This window comes from Nocardia sp. NBC_01499 (assembly GCF_045040275.1).
Lineage (GTDB): Bacteria > Actinomycetota > Actinomycetes > Mycobacteriales > Mycobacteriaceae > Nocardia.
The window spans coordinates 9,260,907-9,285,433 of sequence record NZ_CP109426.1 but is presented as its reverse complement, the minus strand read 5'-3'; the positions used below and the strand labels follow the sequence as shown (position 1 = coordinate 9,285,433).

Annotated in this window: 9 protein-coding genes; 1 reads left to right on the top strand and 8 read right to left on the bottom strand. The window is 69.5% G+C overall.

The window, feature by feature from the left end:
* Positions 1–3: 3 nt before the first annotated feature.
* The 6 genes from OG203_RS42145 to OG203_RS42120 all read right to left on the bottom strand — a co-directional run bounded on the left by OG203_RS42145 (position 4) and on the right by OG203_RS42120 (position 22,174).
* The gene (locus OG203_RS42145; protein WP_405162780.1) at positions 4–15,885 is read right to left on the bottom strand and encodes an SDR family NAD(P)-dependent oxidoreductase; all 15,882 of its coding nucleotides are present in this window, start codon (positions 15,883–15,885) and stop codon (positions 4–6) included.
* A 72-nt stretch (positions 15,886–15,957) separates the two neighbouring features.
* A complete protein-coding gene (locus OG203_RS42140; RefSeq protein WP_405162779.1) occupies positions 15,958–17,298 on the bottom strand; it encodes a methylaspartate mutase in 1,341 nt (446 codons plus the stop codon).
* Positions 17,295–17,801, bottom strand: a complete 507-nt coding sequence (locus tag OG203_RS42135; RefSeq protein ID WP_405162778.1) for a cobalamin B12-binding domain-containing protein — start codon at positions 17,799–17,801, stop codon at positions 17,295–17,297. The genes OG203_RS42140 and OG203_RS42135 overlap by 4 nt, the downstream gene beginning before the upstream one ends.
* Entirely contained in the window at positions 17,802–19,049 is a 1,248-nt protein-coding gene (locus OG203_RS42130) for a type III PLP-dependent enzyme (RefSeq protein ID WP_405162777.1), read from the bottom strand.
* A complete protein-coding gene (locus OG203_RS42125; RefSeq protein WP_405162776.1) occupies positions 19,046–20,527 on the bottom strand; it encodes an AMP-binding protein in 1,482 nt (493 codons plus the stop codon). Before OG203_RS42125 ends, OG203_RS42130 begins: the two co-directional genes overlap by 4 nt.
* Before the next feature lie 120 nt (positions 20,528–20,647).
* Entirely contained in the window at positions 20,648–22,174 is a 1,527-nt protein-coding gene (locus tag OG203_RS42120) for an AMP-binding protein (RefSeq protein WP_405162775.1), read from the bottom strand.
* 141 nt (positions 22,175–22,315) lie between these two features.
* Here OG203_RS42120 and OG203_RS42115 point away from each other — a divergent pair, with 141 nt between their 5' ends.
* Positions 22,316–22,564: a phosphopantetheine-binding protein gene (locus tag OG203_RS42115; RefSeq protein ID WP_405162774.1), complete on the top strand. Its 249-nt coding sequence runs from the start codon at positions 22,316–22,318 to the stop codon at positions 22,562–22,564.
* Between the two features lie 10 nt (positions 22,565–22,574).
* Here OG203_RS42115 and OG203_RS42110 read toward each other — a convergent pair whose 3' ends face one another.
* Together OG203_RS42110 and OG203_RS42105 are read right to left on the bottom strand one after the other, a co-directional pair.
* Entirely contained in the window at positions 22,575–23,519 is a 945-nt protein-coding gene (locus OG203_RS42110; RefSeq protein ID WP_405162773.1) for an ACP S-malonyltransferase, read from the bottom strand.
* Between the two features lie 101 nt (positions 23,520–23,620).
* Positions 23,621–24,520, bottom strand: a complete 900-nt coding sequence (locus OG203_RS42105; protein WP_405162772.1) for a proline iminopeptidase-family hydrolase — start codon at positions 24,518–24,520, stop codon at positions 23,621–23,623.
* Positions 24,521–24,527: the final 7 nt, after the last annotated feature.

The window sequence follows — 24,527 nt, the reverse complement described above, 5'->3', positions numbered from 1 at the left end:
ACCTCACCTTTCCGTTTCGGTATCGTCCGCGAGCGCGGCGCGGACCAGGTCGTCGATGGTCATGTGCGCGACGGCCGCGATCCGCTCCGGCGCCGGGGTCACCGGTTCGGGCGGCGCCGCGGCGGGACCGTCGGGCAACAGCTCGGTGCGCAGATACCCGGCAAGCACCCGTGGGTTCGGATAGTCGAACATCATGGTGGCCGGCAGTCGGATACCGAGCGCGGATTGCAGCCGGTTGCGCAGTTCGATCGCGGCAAGTGAGTCGAGGCCCATCTCGGTGAAGCCCATGTCCAGCGATTCCGGCTCGGCATGCCGGACCGCCGCGACATGCGTGCGGACGAGATCGAGCAGCACGGCCGTGCCCGCCTCGGCATCGAGACCGGCCAGCCGCTGGGTCAGCGACACCGCGCCCGCCCCGTTCGTACCGCCGGTCGCCGTCCGCCCGCTCGCGTGCACCTGGCGACGGGTCGCGGAGCTGGCCAGTTCCCGAAGCATCGGCGGCACACCATCATTCGCCGCCGTCAGTGCCGCGACGTGCACCCGCATCGGCACCAGCACCGCGGCGTCGAGCCGCACCGCCTCGTCGAACAACACCAGCCCCTCCGCCGAGGACATCGGCGGCAGGCCGAGATCGGCCATCCGCTTTTCCTCGCGACCGGCGTCGACACTCGCGCCGCCGAGCCCGGTCGTGGTCGTCCACAGCCCGAAGGCCAGCGCGGTGGCGGGCAGGCCGGCCGCGCGCCGGTAGCCGGCCAGCGCGTCCTCGAATCGGTTCGCCGCCGCGTAATTCGCCTGCCCCGCGCCCATCACCAGCCCGGAGACCGAGGAGAACAGGACGAACGCGGTGAGGGGCAGGTCCTTGGTCAGCTCGTGCAGGTGCCACGCCCCGTCGACCTTCGGGCGCAGCACGCGGTCCAGCTGCGCGGGCGACAGCGACCCGATGAGCGCGTTGTCCATCACGCCCGCGGTATGCACGACCCCGCGCAGCGGCCGGTCGGCCGGGATGCCCGCGAGCAGGTCGGCCAGCGCGGTCCGGTCGGCCACATCGCAGGCGACGACGGCGCATTCGGCGCCGAGTTCGGTCAGCTCGTCGCTCAACCGCAGTGCGTCGGGTGCCGCCGGGCCGCGGCGGCTGGTGAGCAGCAGGTGCCGGATGCCGTGCACGGTGACGAGGTGGCGCGCGATCAGCGCGCCGAGTCCGCCGGTGCCGCCGGTCACCAGCACGGTGCCGGTCGGGTCCCAGGTGGCGGTGCCGTCGGCGTCGCCCGCCGGGATGCCGGTGAGCCGGGGCGCGCGAATGTCGCTGCCGCGCACCGCGAGTTCGGGCTCGCCCATCGCGGCAAGCACGGGTACAAGTCGCGCCGGTTCCCAGCCCTCGTCGGTGTCAACCAGGAGGAATCGGCCCGGATTCTCCTGCTCGGCCGAGCGAACCAGACCCCACACCGGTGCCTGGCTCAGTTCGGCGGCCGCGCCGTCGAGCGCGACGGCACCCTCGGTGAGCAGCATCAGCCGCGAAGGTGTCAGCCGTTCGTCGGCGAGCCAGGAGCGCAGCACGGTGAGGACGTTGTCCAGCACCGACCGCACCGCGGCCGGGACGTCCGGGCCCGGCAGTTCGGGGCAGCGAAACAGCACCAGTTCGGGCACGACCGCCCCGGTGTCGAGCGCGGTGGTCAAGGCCGCGAGATCGGCGAACACCGGCACTGTCAATCCGGGAATCTCCTTACCTACCACAGCCATTGGTGGCGCGTCCGCCATGCCCGCGGTGCCGCGCGGCAGCTGACTCCAGCCGACCCGATAGAGCGAGTCCCGCTGTCTGCTACCGACCGAAGCGGCGGCCGCCGCCGCGACCCGATCCGGGGTCACCGCCCTGACCACCAACGATTCCACCGTCGCGACCGGCGTGCCGCCCGCGTCCGACAGGTCGAGCCGCACCGCGTCCGAGCCGACCGTCGAATCCGAACTGACCCAGGCGATTCGGGCGCGCAGCCCGGCCGCGCCACCGGAGTGCAGGCGCACCCCGGCCCAGGAGAACGGCAGCTGCGACGCACCGACATCCTGTGGTGTGCGGCCGTTCAGGAAGTCGGTCGCGCTCAGCGCGGCATCGAGCAGCGACGGGTGGATACCGAACCGAGCCGCCTCGGTGCGCGCGTCCTCGGGCAGCGCGACCTCGGCGAAGATCTCAGTGCCCCGCCGCCACACGGCCCGCAGACCACGGAACATCGGGCCGTAGTGGTAGCCCTCCGAGGTGAGGTAGTCGTAGACATCGCTGATGTCGACGGGTTCGGCTGCGGCGGGCGGCCATTCGCGGTAGCCGACATCGATCGTCTCTGGCGCCGCTTGCGCGCGCAGCACCCCGGAGACATGGCGGGTCCACGGCACGTAGGCGGGTGCGTCCTCGACCCGCGAGTAGATGGCCAGCGTTCGGCGCTGCTCGTCGTCCGCGGCGCCGACCACCACCTGGATCGCGGTGCCCCGCTGCTCCGGCAGCGGCATCAGCGCCTCGATGATCAGTTCCTCGATGACCTCACAGCCGACCTCGGCGCCCGCCCGCAGCGCGAGTTCGACATAGCCGGTGCCGGGCAGCAGTACCGTGCCCAACACGTTGTGATCGGCCAGCCACGGGTGGGTTTCCAGGGACAACCGCCCGGTGAGCACCGCGCCGTCGCCCTCGGGTGACACGACGATCGCGCCGAGCAGCGGATGCCCGGCCGCGGCCTGGCCGATGCCGGTGGCGTCGGCCGGAGCGGCGGTCGGCATGTCGAGCCAGAAGTGCTGGCGGGCAAAGGGATACGTCGGCAACTCGACCCGCACCGGCTTGGCCGGGGCGAAGAACCGCGCCCAATCCACCTCGGCACCGTCGATGTGCAGTGCGCCCAGCGCTTCCAGTAACACTTCCGGCTCGGGCCGGTTACGCCGCGACAGCGCCACGACCAGGTGCTCGTCACCGTCGAGGCAGGCTTCGACCAATCCACTCAGCACACTGTCCGGCCCGATCTCGACGAACCTGGTCGCGCCCAGCGCGCGCACGCCGTCGGCGAACCGAACCGCTTCGCGCACATGCCGAACCCAGTACTCGGGTGCGGTCAGATCCCGCGGTTCGCCACCCAGCGTCGAGACAACGGGAATGAACGGCGCGTGGAAGGCCACGGTTTCGGCGACGCGCCGGAACTCATCCAGGATCGGTTCGACCAACGGCGAATGGAACGCATGCGATACGCGCAACTCGGTGACCCGGCGGCCCTGCGCCCGCAGCGTCTCCGCGATCGCCGCCACCTGATCGCCCGCGCCCGAGATCACCACGGAGCCAGGCTCATTCACCGTGGCGATACCGACCTCGGCGGTGAGCAGCGGTACTACCTCGGCCTCGGTGGCGCGCACGGCGACCATGGCCCCACCGCTCGGCAGCGACTGCATCAACCGGCCGCGCGCCGCGACCAGGGTCACCGCGTCAGGCAGCGAAAGCACCCCGGCGACGTGCGCGGCGGCCAGCTGGCCGATCGAATGTCCGAGCAGCACATCGGGAACAAGGCCCCACGATTCGAGCAGCCGGTACTGCGCGACTTCGAAAGCGAACAGCGCACATTGGGTGTACGCGGTCTCGTTGAGCAGTCGCGCGTTCGCCGATTCCGTTGCGGCGAACAGGATCTCGCGCAGCGGTTGGTCGAGCAGCGCGTCGAATCGCCCGCACACCTCATCGAGCACCTCGGCGAACACCGGGTGCGCGGCATACAGTTCGCGCCCCATGCCGGGCCGCTGCGCACCCTGCCCGGAGAACAGGAATGCCGTGCGGCCACCGGTTTTGGCGACACCGGACAGCACCGTGGCCGACTGTCCGCCGACCCCCTCATGGTCGGCGGACAGGAGCACCGACCGGTGCTCGAACCGAGCCCGCGTGGTCGCGAGTGAGAACGCGGTATCGACCAGATCCGGGCTCGCCGCCAGGTGTGCGCGCAACAGGTCCGTCTGTTCCCGCAACGCCGCCTCAGTGCGCGCCGACAACACCAGCGGAACGAGCGCGGGCCGCTCCCGTGCCGGATCACGTTGCGGCACAGCGACAACGGGCGCCTGCTCGAGGATCACGTGCGCGTTGGTTCCACTGAGTCCGAACGAGGACACCCCGGCCCGCCGTGGCCGACCCTCGACGGCCCACTCGACCGGCTCGGTCAGCAGCCGGACGGCACCCTCGGCCCAGTCGACCTGCTTACTCGGCTCGTCGACATGCAATGTCTTCGGCAATATCCCGTGCCGCATCGCCAGCACCATCTTGATCACGCCGCTCACCCCCGCGGCGGCCTGGGCGTGTCCGATGTTCGACTTGATCGAGCCGAGCCACAGCGGCCGATCCTCTTGTCGCCCTTGCCCGTAGGTGGCCAGCAGTGCCTGCGCCTCGATCGGATCGCCGAGTGTGGTGCCGGTGCCGTGCCCGTCCACCGCGTCGATATCGGCGGGCTCGAGCCCGGCCGCCGCGAGCGCCTGCCTGATCACCCGTTGCTGCGACGGACCGTTCGGCGCGGTCAACCCGTTCGACGCGCCATCGGAATTGATCGCACTGCCACGCACCACGGCGAGCACGGGATGGCCGTTGGCGACCGCGTCGGACAACCGTTCCACCAGCAGCAAACCGATGCCCTCGGCCCAGCCGGTCCCGTCCGCGGCGTCGGCGAACGCTTTGCACCGGCCGTCCGGAGCCAGGCCGCGCTGCCTGCTGAAGTCGACGAAGATGCCTGGAGTCGGCATCACCGTCACACCACCCGCCAGTGCCATGGTGATCTCGCCAGCGCGCAATGCCTGGCACGCCATGTGCAAGGCGACCAGCGACGACGAGCACGCGGTGTCAACGCTCACCGCCGGGCCTTCCAAACCGAGGCTGTAGGCCACCCGGCCCGACGCGATGCTGCCCGCGCTGCCGTTGCCGAGATAGCCCGCGAGTTCGTCGGGCACCTCCGCCGATCGGCTGCCGTAGTCGTGGTACATGATCCCCGCGTAAACCCCGGTACGCGTGCCCCGCATCGAGGACGGATCGATGCCCGCCCGTTCGAACGCTTCCCACGATGCCTGCAGTAGCAGTCGTTGCTGCGGGTCCATCGCCATCGCCTCGCGCGGCATGATGCCGAAGAACTCGGGATCGAATTCGGCGGCGTCGTAAAGGAATCCGCCGTTGCGCACGTAGCTCTTGCCCGGTGTTCCCGGCTCCGGGTCGTACAGTGCGTCGATGTCCCACCCGCGGTCGATCGGGAAGTCGGCGACCGCGTCGCGGCCCTCGGCCACGAGCTGCCACAGCTGCTCGGGACTGCTGACGCCGCCGGGGAATCGGCAACTGATCGCGACGATCGCGATGGGCTCATCGGCACCGCGCGCGATCGGAACCGCTGGCGTCGTCGTCTCGACTGTGTCTCCGGCGAATCGAGTCGCCAGGAATGCGGCCGCCGCAGCGGCATTCGGATGATCGAAGACGAGTGTCGCCGGCAGCGGCAGGCCGGTCGCCGTGCCGAGCAGGTTGCGCAGTTCGACACCGGCGAGCGAGTCGAATCCGAGCTCACGGAACGCGCGGTCCGGCTCGACGGCAGCGGGGCCAGCGTGTCCGAGCACCGTTGCGGCATGGGTGCGGACCAGGTCGAGCAGGCGACGCTGCCGTTCGGCCGGGGTCAGCCCGGCCAGCTCGCGGCGCCCTGCGCCCGATCCGCTGGAACTCGCAGGGCGCTGGGTGTTTTCGCGGCGCAGACCGCGCAGCAGGGCCGGAATGTTGTCCTGTCGTGCGCGCAGCGCGATCGGGTCGATCCGCAGCGGCGCGACGACGGTTGTCTCGGCGCCGAGAGCGGCGTCGAACAGGGCTAAGCCCTCCTCGACGGTCAGCGCGGGCGTGCCGAGTCTGCGCATTCGATCCAGATCGGCCTTGGTGAGTTCGCCGCCGAGGCCGGTGTTCACCGCCCACATTCCGAATGGCAAAGCGGTGGCGGGCAAACCCGCGTGCCGACGATGCTCGGCCAGCGCGTCCAAGAAGACATTGGCGGCCGCGTAGTCGCCCTGACCGGATGCGAGTACCAGGCCGCCTGCCGACGAAAGCAGTACGAACGCATCGAGTTTCAGTCCGCTGGTCAGTTCGTGCAGATGCCAGGCGGCATCCACCTTGGGGCGCAGCACCGCGTCGACCCGGTCCGGGTCGAGTCCGCCGACCAGTCCGCCGTCCGCCACCCCGGCCGCGTGCACCACGGCGGTGAGCGGGTGCGCGTCCGGGATGCCAGCGAGCAGCGCTGCGAGGGCGTCGCGATCGGCGACGTCGCAGGGGGCGATGACGACTTCCGCTCCGTGCGTGGCGAATTCGGCGGTCAGCGTGTCCACGATGGGCACGGCGAGGCCCTTGCGACCGACCAGCAGCAGCCGCCGGACGCCATGGGCTCGCACCAGGTGCCTGGCGAGGATCAGGCCGAGCCCGCGGGTCCCGCCGGTGATCAGCACCGTGCCTTCGGTGGTCCACGGCGCATGACCGCTCCCGCCGGACATTCGGGCGAGCCGTGGCATGGTCGCCACTCCGTCGCGCAATGCCAGCTCTGGTTCGCCCGAAGCCACCGCGGCGGCCAGTGCCGCCTCCGATGCCGTAGACCCGTCGACGTCGACCAGCACGAACCTGCCTGGATTCTCCGCCTCCGCCGCGCGGACGAGGCCCCACACCGGGGACTGGCCGGGATCGATGTCGTCGCCGGGTGCCGCGGCGACCGCGTGCGTGGTCACGACCGCGAGCCGTCCTGTTCCCTCAGCCAGGGTGTCCTGAACGAGTCCGAGGGCGTGCCGAGTCGCCGCGTGCGCCGCCGTCGGCACGTCCGTCCGCGGCCGTTCGATCCGGGCGATCACCGGTGCCGAAAGTGGTTCCGGGGCAAGCGGTCCGGTGGGTATCGGTAGCCAACTCACCTGGTACAGATCGTCGGTGACTCCGGCCGCCGCGCTGATCCGGTCGGCGGATACCGGTCGCGAAACCAGTTGCCGGACAGTCGCAACAGGCCGACCGGCGTCGTCGGCGACGAAGATGGCCGATACCTCATCGCCGCGAACTCGGCGCAGATGTACCCGTACCGAAGACGCACCTGTGGCGTGCACCGTGACGCCGCTCCAAGAGAACGGCAGCAAGGTGTCGCCGGTCGCCGCACCCGACTCGTCGAGCAGGTCCGCGTGCATCGCGGCATCGAGCACCGCGGGGTGCAGGCCGTACCGAGCCGCCTCCCCTACCGCGTCGATCGGCAGGCTGACCTCCGCGAACACATCAGCCCCTCGTCGCCACGCGGCCCGAAGGCCTTGGAACGTCGGACCGTATCCGTAGCCGCGATCGATGAGCCTGTCGTAGACGCCGTCCACCGGAATCGGTGTCGCACCCCGCGGCGGCCACTCGGTGAGGTCGAATGCCGGTGCCGCGGCGTTGGGCACCAATAGCCCCGCGCCATGTCGCACCCACGGCAGTTCCGGATCGTCACCGCGAGAGTGGATGCGCACCGGGCGGACACCTGAGTCGTCCGGCCCGCCGACCACGACGCGCAGCACCACACCGCCCGAGCGCGGCACGACGAGTGGCGTCTCCAGAGTCAATTCCTCGACGACTGGACAGCCCACCAATTCGCCTGCGCGCAAAGCGAGTTCGACAAACCCGGTGCCCGGAAGCAGGATGCTGCCGAGTACCTCGTGGTCGGCGAGCCACGGCTGCGCATCGATCGACAGCCGCCCGGTGAGCACCACCTCGTCCGCGTCGGGTGACGCGACGGCGGCACCGAGCAACGGATGATCGACCGCGGCCAAGCCGACCGCGCCGAGGCCGCGTGCGGCACCGCCATCGGTGTCGAGCCAGTAGCGCTTGTGCTGGAACGCGTAGGTCGGCAGATCCACCGTGGCACCGGTGCCGAAGTAGGCGGCCCAATCGACGCCGACGCCTCGCGCCCAAGCCCGCCCGAGGGCGGTGACGAGTTGACGGGCGTCGGCCCGGTCGCTGCGCTGGACCGGAATCATCGCGACCTCCGGCCGGATCGATTCGGCGGCCGTCGCTGACAGCGTCGCATCCGGACCGAGTTCGAGAAATGTTGTGACGCCCTGTGATTCGAGGTATCGAATACCGTCGTCGAAGCGGACGGTTTCCCGCACGTGCCGCACCAAGTAGTCGGCGTCGAATTCCGCGATAACGCGCCCGGTCAGGTTCGACACGATCGGCACCGTCGGTGTCTGATACTCGATCGTCTCCGCGACAGCGCGGAACTCCTGGAGCATCGGCGCCATCAACGCCGAGTGGAACGCGTGCGAGACCCGCAACTGAGTTGTCTTGCGGCCCTGCGCTCGCAGCCCCTCGGTGACGGCGAGCACCTGCTCGGCGGCACCGGACAGCACCACCGAGCCCGGCGCGTTCACCGCCGCGATTTCAACGCCCTCGGTCAACAGCGGGAGCACCTCGGCTTCACTCGCTCGCACGGCCACCATCGCCCCACCCACGGGCAAGGCTTGCATCAGCTGGCCGCGCGCAGCCACCAACCGCGCCGCGTCGGGCAACGACAAGACCCCGGCCACGTGTGCGGCAGCCAGTTCGCCGATCGAGTGTCCAGCCACGTAATCCGCTCGCACACCCCAGGATTCGAGCAGACGGAACAGCGCGACCTCGACCGCGAACAGGCAACCCTGCGCGTACCCGGTCTGGTTCAGCAGATCCTCGTCGGCACCCCACGCCACCGCACGCAATGGCAACTCCCACTGTGTATCCAGTTCCTTCGCGACAGCGTCGAAGGCCGCCGCGAATGCCGGAAACGCTTCATACAGCTCACGTCCCATACCCAGACGCTGCGAGCCCTGACCGGCGAACAGCATCGCGAGCTTGCCGTCATGCACCGAATCAACCACCGCCCCAGCGCCGTTCGCGACCGCCGCCAACGCTTCCGCCAACTCGTCTCGCCCGTCAGCCAGCACTACAGCCCGATGTTCGAGCGCGGCACGAGCCCTGGCAAGCGAGCGCCCGGCATCGGCGATCTCGGTGTCCGGCAACACATCCAGATAGGTCCGCAGCGAAGCAGCCTGATCGCGCAAGGCATCCGATGTCCGCCCGGAAACAACCCACGGGACCAGCGCGGGCCCCGGCGCGACGACCCGCTCTTCAACAGGCGCCTGCTCGATGATCAGGTGCGCATTGGTCCCGCTGATCCCGAACGACGACACACCGGCCCGGCGCGGCCGACCGGCCTCCGGCCACGGCATCGACTCGGTCACCACCGCGACCGCACCCGATTCCCAATCCACCTGCGGCGTCGGCGTTTCCGCGTGCAGCGTGCGGGGAATGACCCCGTGCCGCATCGCCATCACCATCTTGATCACCCCGGCCACGCCAGCGGCGGCCTGGGTATGACCCATGTTCGACTTGATCGAGCCGAGCCACAGCGGCTGGTCCACTGGCCGCTCCTGCCCATAGGTGGACAGCAGGGCTTGCGCCTCGATCGGATCGCCGAGCCGTGTCCCGGTGCCATGTCCCTCGACCACGTCCACGTCCGCCGGTGCCAACCCGGCCCCGGCCAACGCGTTCCGGATCAACCGTTGTTGCGCAGGACCATTGGGTGCGGTGAGACCGTTACTCGCACCGTCGGAATTCACCGCCGACCCACGCACGACGCCGAGCACCCGGTGCCCGTTGCGGCGAGCATCGGACAACCGCTCGAGCAGCAGCATCCCGACGCCCTCACCCCACCCGGTGCCGTCGGCGGCCGCACCGAACGACCGGCAGCGCCCGTCCGCGGCGAGTCCGCCCTGCCTGCTCATATCGATGAAGGTGTCCGGCGTCGACATCACCGTCACGCCACCGGCCAACGCCAATCCGCAGTCACCGCGGCGCAGCGCCTGCATGGCCCAGTGCATCGCCACCAGCGACGACGAGCACGCGGTATCGACGGTCACCGCGGGACCCTCCAGGCCGAGGGCATAGGCCACCCGCCCGGACACCACACTCGCGAGGCTCCCGTTGCCGTGATAGCCGGCCAGCTCCTCGGACAGCGGTCCCAGCCGCAGACCCCAGTCGTGGTACATCACCCCGGCGAACACGCCGGTCTCGGTGCCGCGGACCGAGAGCGGGTCGATACCGGCCCGCTCGAAGGTCTCCCAGGAGATCTCCAGCAGCAACCGCTGCTGCGGATCCATCGCCTGCGCCTCACGCGGACTGATCCCGAAGAACCCGGCATCGAATTCCGCCGCGTCGTAAAGGAATCCGCCCTCGCGCGAGTAGCTGCGGCCCGGCTTGCCGGGCTCCGGGTCGTATACGTCGCGGTCCCAGCCTCGATCGGTGGGGAAGTCCGAGATGACGTCCCTGCCGTCGGCGACAAGTCGCCACAGATCTTCCGGTGAGCGAACATCACCGGGGTACCGGCACGCCATGCCGACGATCGCGATCGGTTCATCCGCGGGTGCCGTGACGACCGGCTTGCGCGGTGTCGGCGCGGGACGCACACCGGAGACCGCACCGGCCAGGTGACCGGCCAGTGCGCGCGGCGTCGGATAGTCGAAAGTCATTGTCGCGGTGAGGCGAAGTCCGGTGTCGGTGTTGAGCCGGTTGCGCAGTTCTACCGCAGCGAGCGAGTCGAAGCCGATCTCGGTGAACGCCCGGTCCGGCCCGACCTCCGCGCCACTGTCATGGCCGAGCACCGCCGCCGTCTGCGTGCGCACCAGCTCCAGAAGTAGCTGTGCCCGTTCGGATTCCGGCACCTCGGCCAGCCGGCGCGCGAGCGAGGAATCTTCGACGGGCGCAACGGAACCGGCCCGCCGCACCGAATCCCGAACCAGCGCACGGGCTACCGGCGGCGGGTTGGCCGGGAGAGCGCGCGGGTCGAACCGCACCGGAACGACGGCTGGCTCGTTACCAGCCAGCGCGGCATCGAACAGCTCCAAGTTCTGGGCGACCGTCAGCGTGCGCAGGCCGAGGCGTTCGATCCGGCGCAGGGCCGCCGCGTCGAGCCCGGCCGCCATACCATCGCCCGGCCACAAACCCCAGGACAGCGCGGTGGCGGGCAGGCCGATAGCCGCACGGTGCGTCGCCAATGCGTCGAGGAACCCGTTGGCCGCAGCGTAATTCGCCTGTCCGACGCCATCGAGCAGGGCCGCCGTCGACGAGAACAGCACGAACGCGGACAGGTCGAGGCCGCGAGTCAGTTCGTGTAAATGCCAGGCGGCGTCCACCTTCGGCCGGAATACGGTGTCCAGGCGCTCCGGTGTCATTGCCGCGATGAGGCCGTCGTCCAGCACACCGGCCGCGTGCACCACGGCGGTCAGCGGATGCTCGGCGGGGATCTGCCGCAGCAGCGCGGCCAGTGCGGCACGATCGCCGACGTCACACCCGGCGACGACCACCTCGGCACCCACGGCGGACAACTCGTCGCGCAGATCGACAGCGCCCGCGGCGGCAATGCCACGCCTGCTGACGAGCACCAGGTGCCGCACCCCGTGCACGGACACCAGATGCCTGGCCAGCCGCGCACCGACCCCACCGGTACCGCCGGTGATCAACACCGTGCCCACCGAATTCCACGGCACGGCAGCCGGTTTCGCCGGGCGCGGCACCATCGCGAGCCTCGGCACCAGGATCTCGCCATCCCGCACCGCAAGCTCGGGTTCGCCGGACCCCACCGCGGCAAGAATCGCCGCATCCGCGTCCGTCGAGTCCACCAGCACGAACCGGTCCGGGTGCTCCGCCTGCGCGGCGCGCACCAGCCCCCACACCGGAGCCTGCGCCAGATCAATCGGCTCCCCCGGCCGCACCGCGACGGCCGAACGCGTCACCACGACCAAAGCCGTTGTCGCCGAACGCTCGTCGGCCAACCACGCCCGCAGCTCCGCGAGCACAGCGACCGACACCGCGCGGACCGCCACCGTGACACCACCGTCCGGCGTGCTCGGACAGCGGTAGACCACCGAATCCCGCTGCCCGCCATTGGGTGCCCGGTCCACCGCGACCCAGTCCACTCGAAACGGTTGTGCCGCATACCCGCCCGTCCGCAGATGCCCTTCGGGCAGCGGCCGCGTGCGATAGGAATCCACCGTCGCAACGGGTAATCCGGCCGCGTCGGCGAGTTCGATGGCCACCGCGTCTGTCCCGTTCGGCGTGATCCGGACGCGCAACGATGACGCCCCCACCGCATACCTCGACACGCCGGTCCAGGCGAACGGCAGCCGGGTGACCGTGCCGACCGGGTCGTCGGAAACCAGGTCGGTCGCGTGCAGCACGGCGTCGAGCAGCGCTGGATGCAAACCGTACGCCGCGGCATCCGCCGCCGCTTCCGGCGCGAGTGACACCTCCGCGAAAACCTCGCTGCCCCGACGCCACGCGGCACGCAGACCGCGGAAGGCAGGTCCATAGCCGTAGCCCTGTTCGGCAAGCGCCGCATACCAATTGGTGAGGTCAACGGGTTCGGCGCTCGGCGGCCACGCCGCGGACATCGGTTCGATGGGCTCGCCGGAACCGGCGGGAGCCAGCACACCGCTCGCGTGCCGCACCCATTCCTCGTCCACCATCGCACCGTCTTGGCGCGCGTACACCTCGACCGCCCGATGTCCGGCAGCGTCCGCCGCACCGACCACGACCTGCACCACGATCGCGCCGTCGGCGGGCACTGCCAGGGGCGCGTCCAGGGTCACCTCCACGAGGTACCGACAGCCGACCTGGTCACCGGCGCGCAGCGCCAACTCGACGAAGGCGGTACCCGGCAGCAGCGTGCTGCCCGCGATGACGTGATCGGCCAGCCACGGCTGCGACCGCAGCGACAACCGCCCGGTCAACAGCACCCCGTCCGACCCGGCCAGCTCGACCACCGCGCCGAGCAGCGGATGCTCGGCGGGCAGCTGGCCGGCGCTCGCGGCGTCGGCGGAACCGGCGGCCTGCGCCAGCCAGAAGCGCCGACGCTGAAACGCGTAGGTGGGCAAGGCAATCAGCCGTCCGCCCGAGCCCGCGAACACCCCGGCACCATCCAGCGTGGCCCCGCGCGCATGCGCATGGCTCACCGCCGAAACCAGCTCGCGGCTCTCCGCCCGGTCCCGGCGCATCGTCGGAATCGTTACCGCGGTGGCATTTCCGACCGCGAGACACTCCCGGCCCATGGCCGACAACGTCGCGTCGGGCCCCACTTCGAGGAACGTACTGACGCCTTGATCGGCCAACCACTGGATACCGTCACGAAACCGCACCGCGGCCCGGACATGCCGCACCCAGTACTCCGGACGGCACAGATCCTCGGCATGCGCTGCCATACCGGTCACGTTCGAGACGATCGGGATCTCCGGCACGGAGTAGGTCAAAACCCTTGCGATGCGGCCGAATTCCTCGAGCATCGGTTCCATCAGCGGCGAGTGGAAGGCATGGCTCACCCGCAGCCGATGGGTCTTCGTCCCCGCCGCCGCGAACTCGGCGAGCAACGCGTCGATGGCCCGCGCGTCACCGGAGACGACCACCGCCTCGGGACCGTTGATCGCGGCGATGCCGACCTGGCCGGTCAGCCGCGCGAGCACGTCGGTCTCGCTGGCCGCGATCGCCGCCATCGCCCCGCCCGCCGGGAGTTCCTGCATCAACCGGCCGCGCGCCGCGACGAGGGTCGCCGCGTCCTCCAGCGAGAGCACACCGGACACGTGCGCCGCGACCAGCTCACCGATCGAGTGCCCGGCCACGAAATCCGGTCGCAGTCCCCAGGATTCGAGCAGCCGGAACAGCGCGACCTCGATCGCGAACAGCGCGGGCTGCGCGTACGCGGTCTGGTCGAGCAGGGCCGCGTCCGGCGACCCCGGCTCGGCGAACAGCACATCCCACAGCGAACGGTCGAGCTGCAGATCCAGGTAGCCGACGGCCGCGTCGAGGGCCTTGGCGAAGACGGGATAGAGCTCGCTGAGTTCCTTGCCCATCCCGAGCCGCTGGCTGCCCTGCCCGGTGAAGAGGTAGGCGAGCCGCCCGGTCGGCGGCGCACCGGTGAACACACCGGCCGCGGGCACACCGGACGCCACCGCATCCAGGCCGCGCCGGAGCTCGGCCGGGTCCTCGGCGACGACAACGGCCCGGTGCGCCAGCGAAGCCCTACTGGTCGCCAGCGAAAACCCGAGGTCGGCCACGGTGTGCTCACCCAGGTGGGCGGACAACCGCCGAGCCTGATCGCGCAGCGCCTGTTCGCTCGCGGCCGACACCACCACCGGCCACACACCCACCGACGCGCTAGCGGGCATCGGCTCGCTCACCGGCGCGGGCGGTTCCTCCAGAATGACGTGCGCGTTGGTCCCACTGATCCCGAACGCCGACACCCCGGCCCGGCGCGGCCGCTCACCACCCGTCCAGGCAACCGGCTCGGTCAGCAGCTCGACCTGCCCTGCCGACCAGTCGACATTCGGTGACGGCGCATCCACGTGCAATGTCCTCGGCAACAAGCCATTACGCATCGCCAAGATCATCTTCAGCACGCTGGCCACCCCGCCCGCGGCCTGAGTGTGCCCGAGATTCGACTTCGCCGAGCCGAGCCACAGCGGCTGCCCGTCCGGCCGTCCCTGACCGTAGGTGGCGATGATCGCCCTCGCCTCGATCGGATCGCCGAGCATGGTGCCGGTGCCGTGCGCGTCGACCGCGTCCACCTCGGCCCCGGTGAGCCCGGCCGTGGCCAGCGCGCGCCGGATCACCTGACGCTGCGAGGTCCCGCTCGGCGCGGTCAGCCCGTTGCTCGCGCCGTCCTGATTGACCGCGCTACCGCGCACCACCGCGAGCACCTGATGGCCGCGCCGCTGCGCGTCGGCCAGCCGTTCGACCACGAGCAGCCCGATGCCCTCGGCGAATCCGGTGCCGTCCGCGGCGGCGGCGAACGCCTTCACCCTGCCGTCCGGCGCGAGTCCACGCTGCCTGCTGAACGCGGTGAACATGCCGGGACTGCCCATCACCGCGACACCGCCGACCAGTGCCAGGGAGCATTCGCCACGTTGCAGCGCCTGGGCGGCCAGATGCAAGGACACCAGCGAGCCGGAGCACGCGGTGTCCACCGTGATGGCTGGCCCGGTCCAGCCGAGGAAGTAGGCCACCCGGCCCGATACGACGCTCGGCGCGTTGCCGGTCATCAGGTAGCCGTCCAGGCCCGCGGGCGCCTCGTGCACGCGCACCCCGTACTCGTGTACCTCGGCGCCGATGAATACGCCGGAGTCGCTGCCGCGCAACGACAACGGATCGATTCCGGCCCGCTCCAATGCCTCCCACGCGGTCTCCAAGGTCACCCGCTGCTGCGGGTCCATCGCTAACGCCTCACGCGGGCTGATACCGAAGAACTCGGCGTCGAACTCGGTCGCGGTGTCCAGGAAGCCGCCCCGGTCGACATAGCTCTTGCCGACCGCCGCCGGATCCGGATCGAACATCGTCGCGAGGTCCCACCCGCGATCGACGGGGAACCCGGACAGCACCTCACCTTCGTCGATCAGCAACTGCCACAAGGCTTCCGGCGAATCGATGCCGCCGGGGAACCGGCAGCCGATGCCGACGATGGCGACGGGCTCGTCGAGCACCGCAGGACCGAGCACGGGCAACGACGGGTCAACGATGGTCAAGTCGAGCAACTCGGTTCGGAGGAACTCCGCGAGCCGGGTAGGGGTCGGATGGTCGAACACCACCGTCGGCGGCAGCGCGAGACCGGTTGTCCCGCTGAGCCCGGCCTGCAAGGCCACCTGCCCCAGCGAGTCGAGACCCTGCTCGCGGAAGGCCCGCTCGGTGTCCACCGTCTCGGTGTCGTCCTTGGACACCGCGCGCAACACCACGCTCGCCTGTGCGCAGACGAGCGCGACCAGCGCCCGCCGCTGTTCGGGAATCGGCAAGGCCCGCAATCGGTCCGCCCACCGACCACGCTCGAGTTCGGACTGACTTCTGTTGGACTCACTCATTCTGCGCACTCCACGGCAACCCGAAAACTCTTGTCAGGAAAGCGAAACACCCGGCCACACCCCTAGATGCCCTTAGGAGCGCGGCGCGAGCGCACTGTCGTCCGCCGGTACGGGTGTCGCCTCGTCCGGCCGCTGGTATTCGATCTCCGCCCACGCTTGATCGTCGAATTTCCTTCGGACATAGGACAAGTCGTTCAACAGCCCGGCGGAGGTGATTGTGCGCGGCTGCTTGGTGCCCGCCGCGCGACGCAACGGCAGCGACCCGAGCTCGCTCCAGCGCAGCCAGCCGTTGTCGTCGATGTAGCTGCGGGTCCGCCCGTGATTGTCCGGATGCACGCAGTACGGGATGTCCAGGTAGCCGCGCTCGAACGCACGCAACAGCGCGCGCCCGATGTCGGCATCCAGGTCGAGCACGGCGTCGACCAGCGCACGCGCTTCCAGGTAGGTCTCGGAGTCGCCTGGATCGTTCGGATCCGGCGTCGTGTCGCGCGCGACCTGCGCGGCGTGTTCCAGCGCGGCCACGTTCTCGGCGATGGTGGGGATGCGCCGCGATTCCGCGACCGTCTTCACGATGAGGCGCGCCGCGCCGGTGCGCACCGCGAGTTTCGCGGCCTCGCCGAGCAGCAGGTAGGCGCCGCCGTCGGTCATCGGATACATGCCCATGTAGGCGTAGATGACGACGTGCCAGTTCTCGGTCGGCAGCAGCTCGCCACACAGCCTGCGCAGCGCGTGCACCGCCTCGACATCCTGCGCGAAACTGGATTGCTGCGCGTAGCTGACCGACAGACTGCGAATTCCGTACTGCGCGAAGAAGAGTGCCTCCAGGAAGCTGATCGCCACCAGCTGGCTCGGCGGGCACAGCTGCCCGAGCATGCAGCCGCCGAAGGTCTCCAGGTGCGGCTCGACGCCGAGTTCGAGCAGGCCCGCGAAGCGTTGCGTGCCCTCCGCCCAGTTACCCACCGAGGCGGCCAGCGGGGTCCGGCCGTATGGCAGGCAGTAGGAAACCGGTCCGCCTTCGCTGGCGTTGAGCATCGACCTGGCCAACGCGGCGAAGATATCGAGAGGCACCGCCGAGCCGTGCCGCACCTGGACCGGAAAGTCTTCGCCCCGAATGCCTTCCAGCACACCCGCCGTTGTCGCCTTGTCGTAATTGACGATCGGATATCCGTTGAGCGCCCGCTTCTCCCGCAGTGCGCGATCGACCGCCGCGAGGTCGCCGACCCTGGTGTAACTGTCCAGGGTGATCGTGCCGACCGTGTCGGCCTCGGCATCCTTGGTCGCGCGCAGTCCGGCGCGCATGGCCGGCGGATCACCGAAGCCCATCCGCGGCTGCACCACCAACCCGCCGCTGCCAGCGGTCCGCCGGACGAACTCCCCGAAGTCGACCGGTGGGTGCTCGAATTGCCCACTCATGCTTGGATTTCCAGTTCTTGCGCCGCCACCCGCGTCGGCGTCGTGATGGCGTGGACGAAGTCGCGGAACTCGGTGATGCTGCTGGCCGCGTCCTCGAATACCGCGTCGAATCCGGCGGCGGTCAGTGCTCGTGCGCGTTGCTCGACGCCGTCGTCGGCGATGCCGAGTTTGCCGCCGATCACGACCGGGATCTGGGCGAGCACGGCGTCGGCGCGCACGTGTTCGATCAGCCGCATGCCGTCCTGGTGGCCGTGTCCGTTGATGCTGCCGATCACGATCAGCACTGGCGTGAGTTCGCGGCATTCCTGGGCGAGCACCGCTACCGGAACGCACGGTCCGAGGTTCACCGTGTGGAAGCCGAGTTCCTCGATCAACAGTTGCAGATACACCAGATTCCACGTGTGCGAGTCCGACACCGTGCCACTGATCACCACCGTGCGGCGCCCCGGCGTCAGCACGGACATCTCGGCCCCTATCGGGTCACCGGTTTCGGGCTGCTCCACTCAGATACCCTCCGTACTCTCGAATTTCGCTGGCAGAACGTGCTCGACGCGTCGGTAATCGATGCGGGAAGCGGAGACGACCCGGTCCCCGCGCACGAGCACCTCCATCGGCGCCGGCCTGCCGAGAAACATCAGCAGGCTGGCGGTCGGCCCGTAGGCCCCGGTGTTGGGGACCGACAGGAGATCGCCCGGCTCGACCGGCGGCAGCGCGATATGCCTGCCGAGCACGTCGCCCGGCGTGCACAGCGGACCGACCAGGCTGGCCTGCTCGCCGCGCGAATCCGGTGCCAGCCCAACGGCTACCGGCAGTAGACGACCGAGGCCCGACATACCGCCGAAGGTGTTGATGCCCGCGTCGGCGATGACGAACTTGCGGCCGCGACTGATCTTCACGTTGCTGACCTGGGTCACCAGCGTGCCGCTCGCGCCGACCAGGAACCGGCCGGATTCGCACGCGATCTGTGGCCGCCCGGCCCGCCAGCTCGGCAGGTACTTATCCAGCGCGACGGCCAATTCGCCGCGCAGCGTCGGATAGGCACCGCGCTCGCCGGGCACGCCGTAGGGCGCGGCGAAGCCGCCACCGATGTCCAGATACCGCAGCGGCAGTTCGGCCGCCGCGGCCAGTTCGGCCGCGGTCGCGATGGTGTGCTGGAACTCCCCGATCAGGCTGGCCTCGTCCGCGTTGCTCAGCGGGAAGAAGTGCATCCCGGCCAACCGGGTGCCAGGCACCTCGCGCAGCGCGGGAAGCAGTTCGATCAAGGTCTCGCTGTCGAACCCGAATTGCGAAGGGACACCGGTCATTCGGATGCTCGTCGCGGCGCTGGCCGTGACGCTGTTCACGCGAAGCAGGCAGTCCGCGACCACGCCATGCGCGGTCGCGACGGCACCGACGCGGCGAACATCGGTCACCGAATCCGTGGAGAACAGCCGGACGCCGTGCCCGATCGCCTCGGCGAGCTCGCCCGCGGTCTTGCCAGGTCCGGTGTAAAGGCAATCCGCACCGGTGAATCCGGCCGCGAGCGCGGCGGTGAGTTCGCCGGTCGAGCTGATCTCGGCTCGGCAGGACCGCGCGCCGGTGCGCAACTCGCGCACGATGCCAGGATGTGGATTGGCCTTCAGCGCGTAGAAGAGTTCGAACTCTTCCGGTAGCGCGGCGAACAGTTCGTCGCGGGCCGCCGCGAGTTCGTCGAGGTCGTAAACGTAGAGCGGAGTGCCGAACTCGGCGGCCAGCTCGGCGTGGCTGATCATCTCGGCTCGTTCAGCATCGCGACCAAGGCCTGCCGTGCGTGCTTGCCGTGCAGCGTGAGCGGAAGCTCGTCGACGATCCGGCAGCTCGCGGGCACCTTGGCGGGCTCGAGCCGTCGCGCCATCTCCTTGAGCACCACGTGCGGTCCGAGGTCGGTCGTCACGAAGATGGTGAGATCGCGCCCGTTGTCCGGGGGCAGCACGGCGGCGGTATGGACGCCGGGGATATCCAGTGCGGCGGCCTCGATTTCGAGGGTGCTCATCCGAATGCCCTTGCGCTTGAACATGTCATCGCGCCTGCCCTCGAAGTACAGGTAGCCGTCGGCGTCGAGGCTGCCGTAGTCACCGGTGCGCAGCCGGAGCAGGCCGGAGCGTTCGTCGTGCTCGAAGGTCGCCGCCGAGAGGCCCGGCGCGCGCCAATATCCGGGCATCACATGGGGTCCGACGACGACGATCTCACCGACCTCGCCGCTGGGCACCTCGTTGTCGTCGTGGTCGAGGATGCGTACCTCGGTGCCGGGCAGCGGCAGGCCGACCGAGTTCGGGCGGGTGTCGTCCTGTTCCGGCGGCATGATCGAGATGCGCTTGCATTCGGTCTGGCCGAACTGCCGGACCACCCGCACGCCCGGAAACGCTTCGCGCAGTGCGGAAATGGTTGCGGCTGGCAGCGCGGCACCGGTATTGGTGAACATCCGGACCGGCGGCGGCGCCACCGATTCGCGCTGCGCCAGGGTGACGATCATGGCGGCCAGCGAGGGCACGATCGGCACGACGGTGGCGCCGACCTCGCGCATCCGGCGCAGTAGCAGCAGATCGGATTCCTCCCCGGCGAGGACCAGCTCCGAGCGCCCGAGGCAGGACAGCAGCACCTTGTAGAGGCCGTAGTCCCAGGACAGCGGGAAGCGGCAGAACACCACATCGTCGGCGCGATACCGCAGCACCGCGTTGATCGACCATGCGGCGAAGGTCATCTGGGCGTGCGGGCAGGTCACCGCCTTGGGCGCGGAGGTGCTGCCCGAGGTGTAGACGAGCACGGCGATGTCGGTTGCCGCTGGTCCGTCCGGATCCGCGGTCGCACCGCGCCCGACGATGGCGCGCACCTCGGGCCACAGCTCGTCGAGGTCGTGCACCGGCACCGAGGCGAGCTGGCGCAGCGGCGCCACCGCCGCCCCCTCGGCGATGACGAGCACGGGTTCGGCATTGCCGAGCACCGACGCGAGATGGAATTCCTTCATCGCGGGATTCAGCGGCACGAAGATCGCGCCGAGCCGCGCGCAGCCATAGAACATCGCGACGAGCTCGCGGCGGCTGCGCAGCTGTACGACCACCCGGTCGCCGCGCGAAACCCCTTGTTCGGCAAGCCATTCCGCGAAAGCATCGCGATGCTGGGCGAGGGCGCGGTAGGTCAAGCTGCCGTCCGAGTCGGTGACCGCGCGGTGCAGCGGCGTCTCGGCAACGGCCTCGTCCAATAAGTCGGACACACGTTTGTTATGCGGTCGCATCATGTCGCCAATTCCGGTGTTCTTCGACAATGAGAGTATCGGCCGGCAATTCACGCCGACAGCGGAAGGCTATCGACTATCGGGCGTGCGTACCCACCCCTAAACCGTGCGGCCGACCCCTAATGCGGAATTGCCCGCTGCGACCCGCGCCAGCCGCGCGCGATCGACCTTGCGGTTGGTATTCAACGGGAATTCATCCACATATCGGAATTCCTTGGGGACCATTCCATGCGGCAGCCGTTGCCGTGCCTGCCTGGCCAGCTCGACGGTGGCCAGTCGGGCACCGGTGTAGAACACCACGAGTTCGGTTGCGCCGTTGTGCGTCGCGGCCACCGCGACCGCGTCCGCCACCCCGGCGCAGCCGCGCACCGCGTGCTCGACCTCACCGAGCTCCACCCGCCAGCCCTGCACCTGGATCTGACTGTCCAAGCGGCCGAGGTAGGCCAGTTCGCCGGTGGCCAGCCGTCGCACCCGATCGCCGGTGCGGTACCAGGTCCGGCCGGACCGTTCGAGGAAACGGCCGCTGTTGTCGGCGGGGTCCAGGTAGCCGGAGGTCAGTTGCGGCCCGGCTATGCAGAGTTCGCCCTCGTCGTCCTCGCCGTCGAGTAGCAGGTAGTCGTGCCCGTCGTGGATCGCGCCGATCGGCACGACCCCGTTCACCGCCAGCGCGCCCGAACTGTCCGGCGACCAGCGGTGCACCGCGATGGTGACCGTCAATTCCGTTGGCCCGTACAGGTTCTCCACCGTGGACCGGGGTGCCGCCGCTTGCCAGTCCTCGACGTCGGCGCAGCGCAGCGCCTCACCGGCGAAGAAGCTCCAGCGCAGCGTCGGCATCGACCCTGGCGTGAGGCCGCCGAGGCGGCGGACCAGCGCGATGGCCGACGGGGTGGCGAACCACACGGTGATCCCGCGTTCGGCGAAGAACTGCGGCAACTTTCGGTACGCCTGAGCGGGCACCGCGTGCACGGCCGCGCCCGCGCCCCACCCGCAGAACAGGTCGAACATGGCGCAGTCGAAGTTCAGGTCGAAGGTCTGGGAGAACACGTCGTCGGTGCCGAAGTCGTAGCGTTCGTCCAGGATTCGGAAGTAGTGCTCGGTGCTGCCGTGGGTGATCGGCACCGCTTTCGGCCGCCCGGTCGAACCGGAGGTGAACAGCACGTACGCGGTCGCGGCAGCATCTACCGAGCGCGGTCGCGCGAGCGCGGTGCCGAAGGGGATGCGCAGTCCTGGGTCGACGAGCGCCGGGTGCTCCGGCGCGAACACCCTGACGCGCGAGTCGGCCTCGGCCATCGTCGCGATGCCGTTCTCGTCCGCGATCACCGCCGAAACCCCTGCTATCGCAAGCATCTGCCGGATTCGCTCGACCGGAAACGACGGCGGCAACGGCACCACCGTCGCCCCCGCGTAGAGCCCGGCAAGCACCCCGACGTAGGACACCATCCCCTTGTCCGCGAGCACCCCGACCACCGGCGCATCGGCCAACGCGCCCGCCCACGCCAACGCCCGCTCGTGCACGGCCGCGTAGCTCAGCATCTCCGCGCCGACACGGATCGCGACCCCGTCCGGCGCGGCGGCGAGACCGCGCAGGAATCTCGTGTGCAGTCCCCTGACGATCGGCTCGTTCACAATTGTCCTCCTAGTGGAAAATAGGGGTCGGCAATGGCGTCGGCCGTGCCACGATGGAAACGACAAACGGTGGACGGTAAGTAACGACGAAGAAACCGGCTCGTTGCCTGCCGCCGCCCTTATGCCGACCGGGGAACAGTTATGTGGGACGATAAATTCGAGGAACTACTGCGCGGCTTCTTGCCATTCCTGTCCATCGACGAGCCACTCGACGGCGCGGAAAACCTGCGCGATCTCGGCCTCGACTCGGTCGGCACGGTGGAGTTGCTCGCGCAGCTGGAAGACGCGTACGACGTCCGATTCCTGGACGACCTGCTGAACATGGACACCTTCGCGACCCCCGACGTGCTGTGGGCGACGCTGACCAAGATGACCGCACCCACCGGCTGACCCGACGACCTCACGAGGCGACCCGGCGACGCGGCCGCATCGCCATCCTCGGGTTCACCGCGACGACCTCGAAGTTGCGCGTGGTGCACCCGACCCTGGAGAACATGCTGTCCTGGCCGGCGACCAGCAGGGTGCCAATCCCCTTGCTGCTCAACGTATTCAACACCTGCGGCCAATGCACCGGCCGAACGAAACCGTCCAGCAGCATGTCCCGGATCTGCGCCCCGGTCCGCACTATCGACCCGTCCTGATCCGCGACCACCGGAATACTGGGGTCGGCGAAGGCGAGCTGGCTGAACACCTCGTCCTCGACCCGATCGCGCAGCGGCCCGAACACGCTGGCGTGCATCGGCGGTCGCATCGCGTACAGCGGCAGTCCGCCCACCGAACGCAACCGCGCGCGCAGCCGTTCCGCGCTGTCCTCGTGCAGCGTCACCAGGTGGAAATCGTGGTCGACGTAGCACGACAGCTCGTACCATTCGCCCTCGCGATCCAGCTCCGCCAGCGCCTCGGTGAGCACGTGTTCCGGTGTGCGAGCGAATGATTGGGTCACCACGTCGCGGTGTTCGACCGCGAAGTACTCGTCGAGGCAACGCGCCAAGCGCGCGGTCATCCATACCGCCTCGGCGAAGCTGAGCGACCCGACATGCACCGCGGCCGCCTTGCCGCCGAAGCTCGGCCCGACGCACAGCTCCGCCTCGGCGTCGAGCGAGTCCGCCGCCCACTCGGCCAGCGCCAGACAGTTCACCAGGAACGCGACCTGCGCGAATTCGGTGTAGTCGCCGGGTGTTTCGCGATAGCGGTCGAGCAGCGAGTAGCCGAGCACGGCATCGGCCTCGGCGAGAAGCTTGCGCGCGTACGAGTTGACCACCATGAACTTCGCGACGTCACCGAAGGCCGTCGGCCCCATGCCCGGGAAGACGATTGCTTGTTCAGCGCTACGGCCGATCTCCATGTTCGTGTCCTGCCTGCCGAGAGATGTCCATTCGGTGTCAGTGTCCCGGCGGGCACCGACCCTCAGAACCCCTAACGCGCCCCTAGCCATACCCCCGGATATCAGCCGAGGTCGGTCAGGAACTCGCGCAGCACCACCCGGAAGCGCTCGGGTTCCTCGAGGTGCGGCAGATGGCTCGACTCCTCGAACAGCACCCAGCGCACGTCCGGGATGAGCTGCTCGAACGGCCGCATCGTCGCGGGCGTCGCCTCGTCGTGGCGGCCGGAGACGAGCAGCGTCGGCACCGCGATATCGGGGCAGCGGTCCTCGACCGACCAGTCGCGCAGCGTGCCGATCACGTGGAACTCGCTCGGCCCGTTCATCGCGTAGTAGACGGTGGGGTCGTTGTAGATCTCGTAGAACGAGGCGAGGTAGTCGCGCGGCCACGGCACGAGGCGGCAGACGTGTTTCTCGTAGAAGGGTTTCATCGCCGCGTAGTACTCGTCGGATTGCGTGGTGCCCGCGGCCTCGTTGCGCAGCAACGTGTCGTTGACACCGGGGGGCAGCGCGTCTCGCAGTACCTTCATCTCCTCGCGCCAGAGCGGGTAGGAGGCGGGCGCGTCGGCGATCACCAGTCCGCGCAGCCCGGGCGGGCTGGCGGCGGCGTGCTCGGCCGCGAGCATGCCACCCCAGGACTGTCCGAACAGCACGTAGTTGTCCGCTATACCCAGGTGGCGCAACAGGTTGTCCAGCTCGTCCAGGAACAGCTGTACCGTCCAGAACGCGACGTCGCGGTCGGGCAGGTGGGTGGAGCCGCCGTTGCCGATCTGGTCGTAGTGCACCACCGGCCAGCCGTCCTCGGCCAGTGCCGCGAGGTTCGTCAGATAGTCGTGCGTGCTGCCGGGGCCACCGTGCACAACCACCAATGCCGGTGCGTCCCTGCCTCTTTCACCGGTCACGCGGTACCAGGTGTTGAACTCACCGAAGGGGACGGTGCCCTTGGCTGCGGGTGCGGTGGACATTGTCGTT

Coding starts and splice junctions, on each gene's coding strand:
- OG203_RS42105 (WP_405162772.1), bottom strand. CDS start 24,520: ATGTCCACCGCACCCGCAGCCAAGGGCACCGTCCCCTTCGGTGAGTTC.
- OG203_RS42145 (WP_405162780.1), bottom strand. CDS start 15,885: ATGAGTGAGTCCAACAGAAGTCAGTCCGAACTCGAGCGTGGTCGGTGG.
- OG203_RS42110 (WP_405162773.1), bottom strand. CDS start 23,519: ATGGAGATCGGCCGTAGCGCTGAACAAGCAATCGTCTTCCCGGGCATG.
- OG203_RS42130 (WP_405162777.1), bottom strand. CDS start 19,049: ATGATCAGCCACGCCGAGCTGGCCGCCGAGTTCGGCACTCCGCTCTAC.
- OG203_RS42140 (WP_405162779.1), bottom strand. CDS start 17,298: ATGAGTGGGCAATTCGAGCACCCACCGGTCGACTTCGGGGAGTTCGTC.
- OG203_RS42115 (WP_405162774.1), top strand. CDS start 22,316: ATGTGGGACGATAAATTCGAGGAACTACTGCGCGGCTTCTTGCCATTC.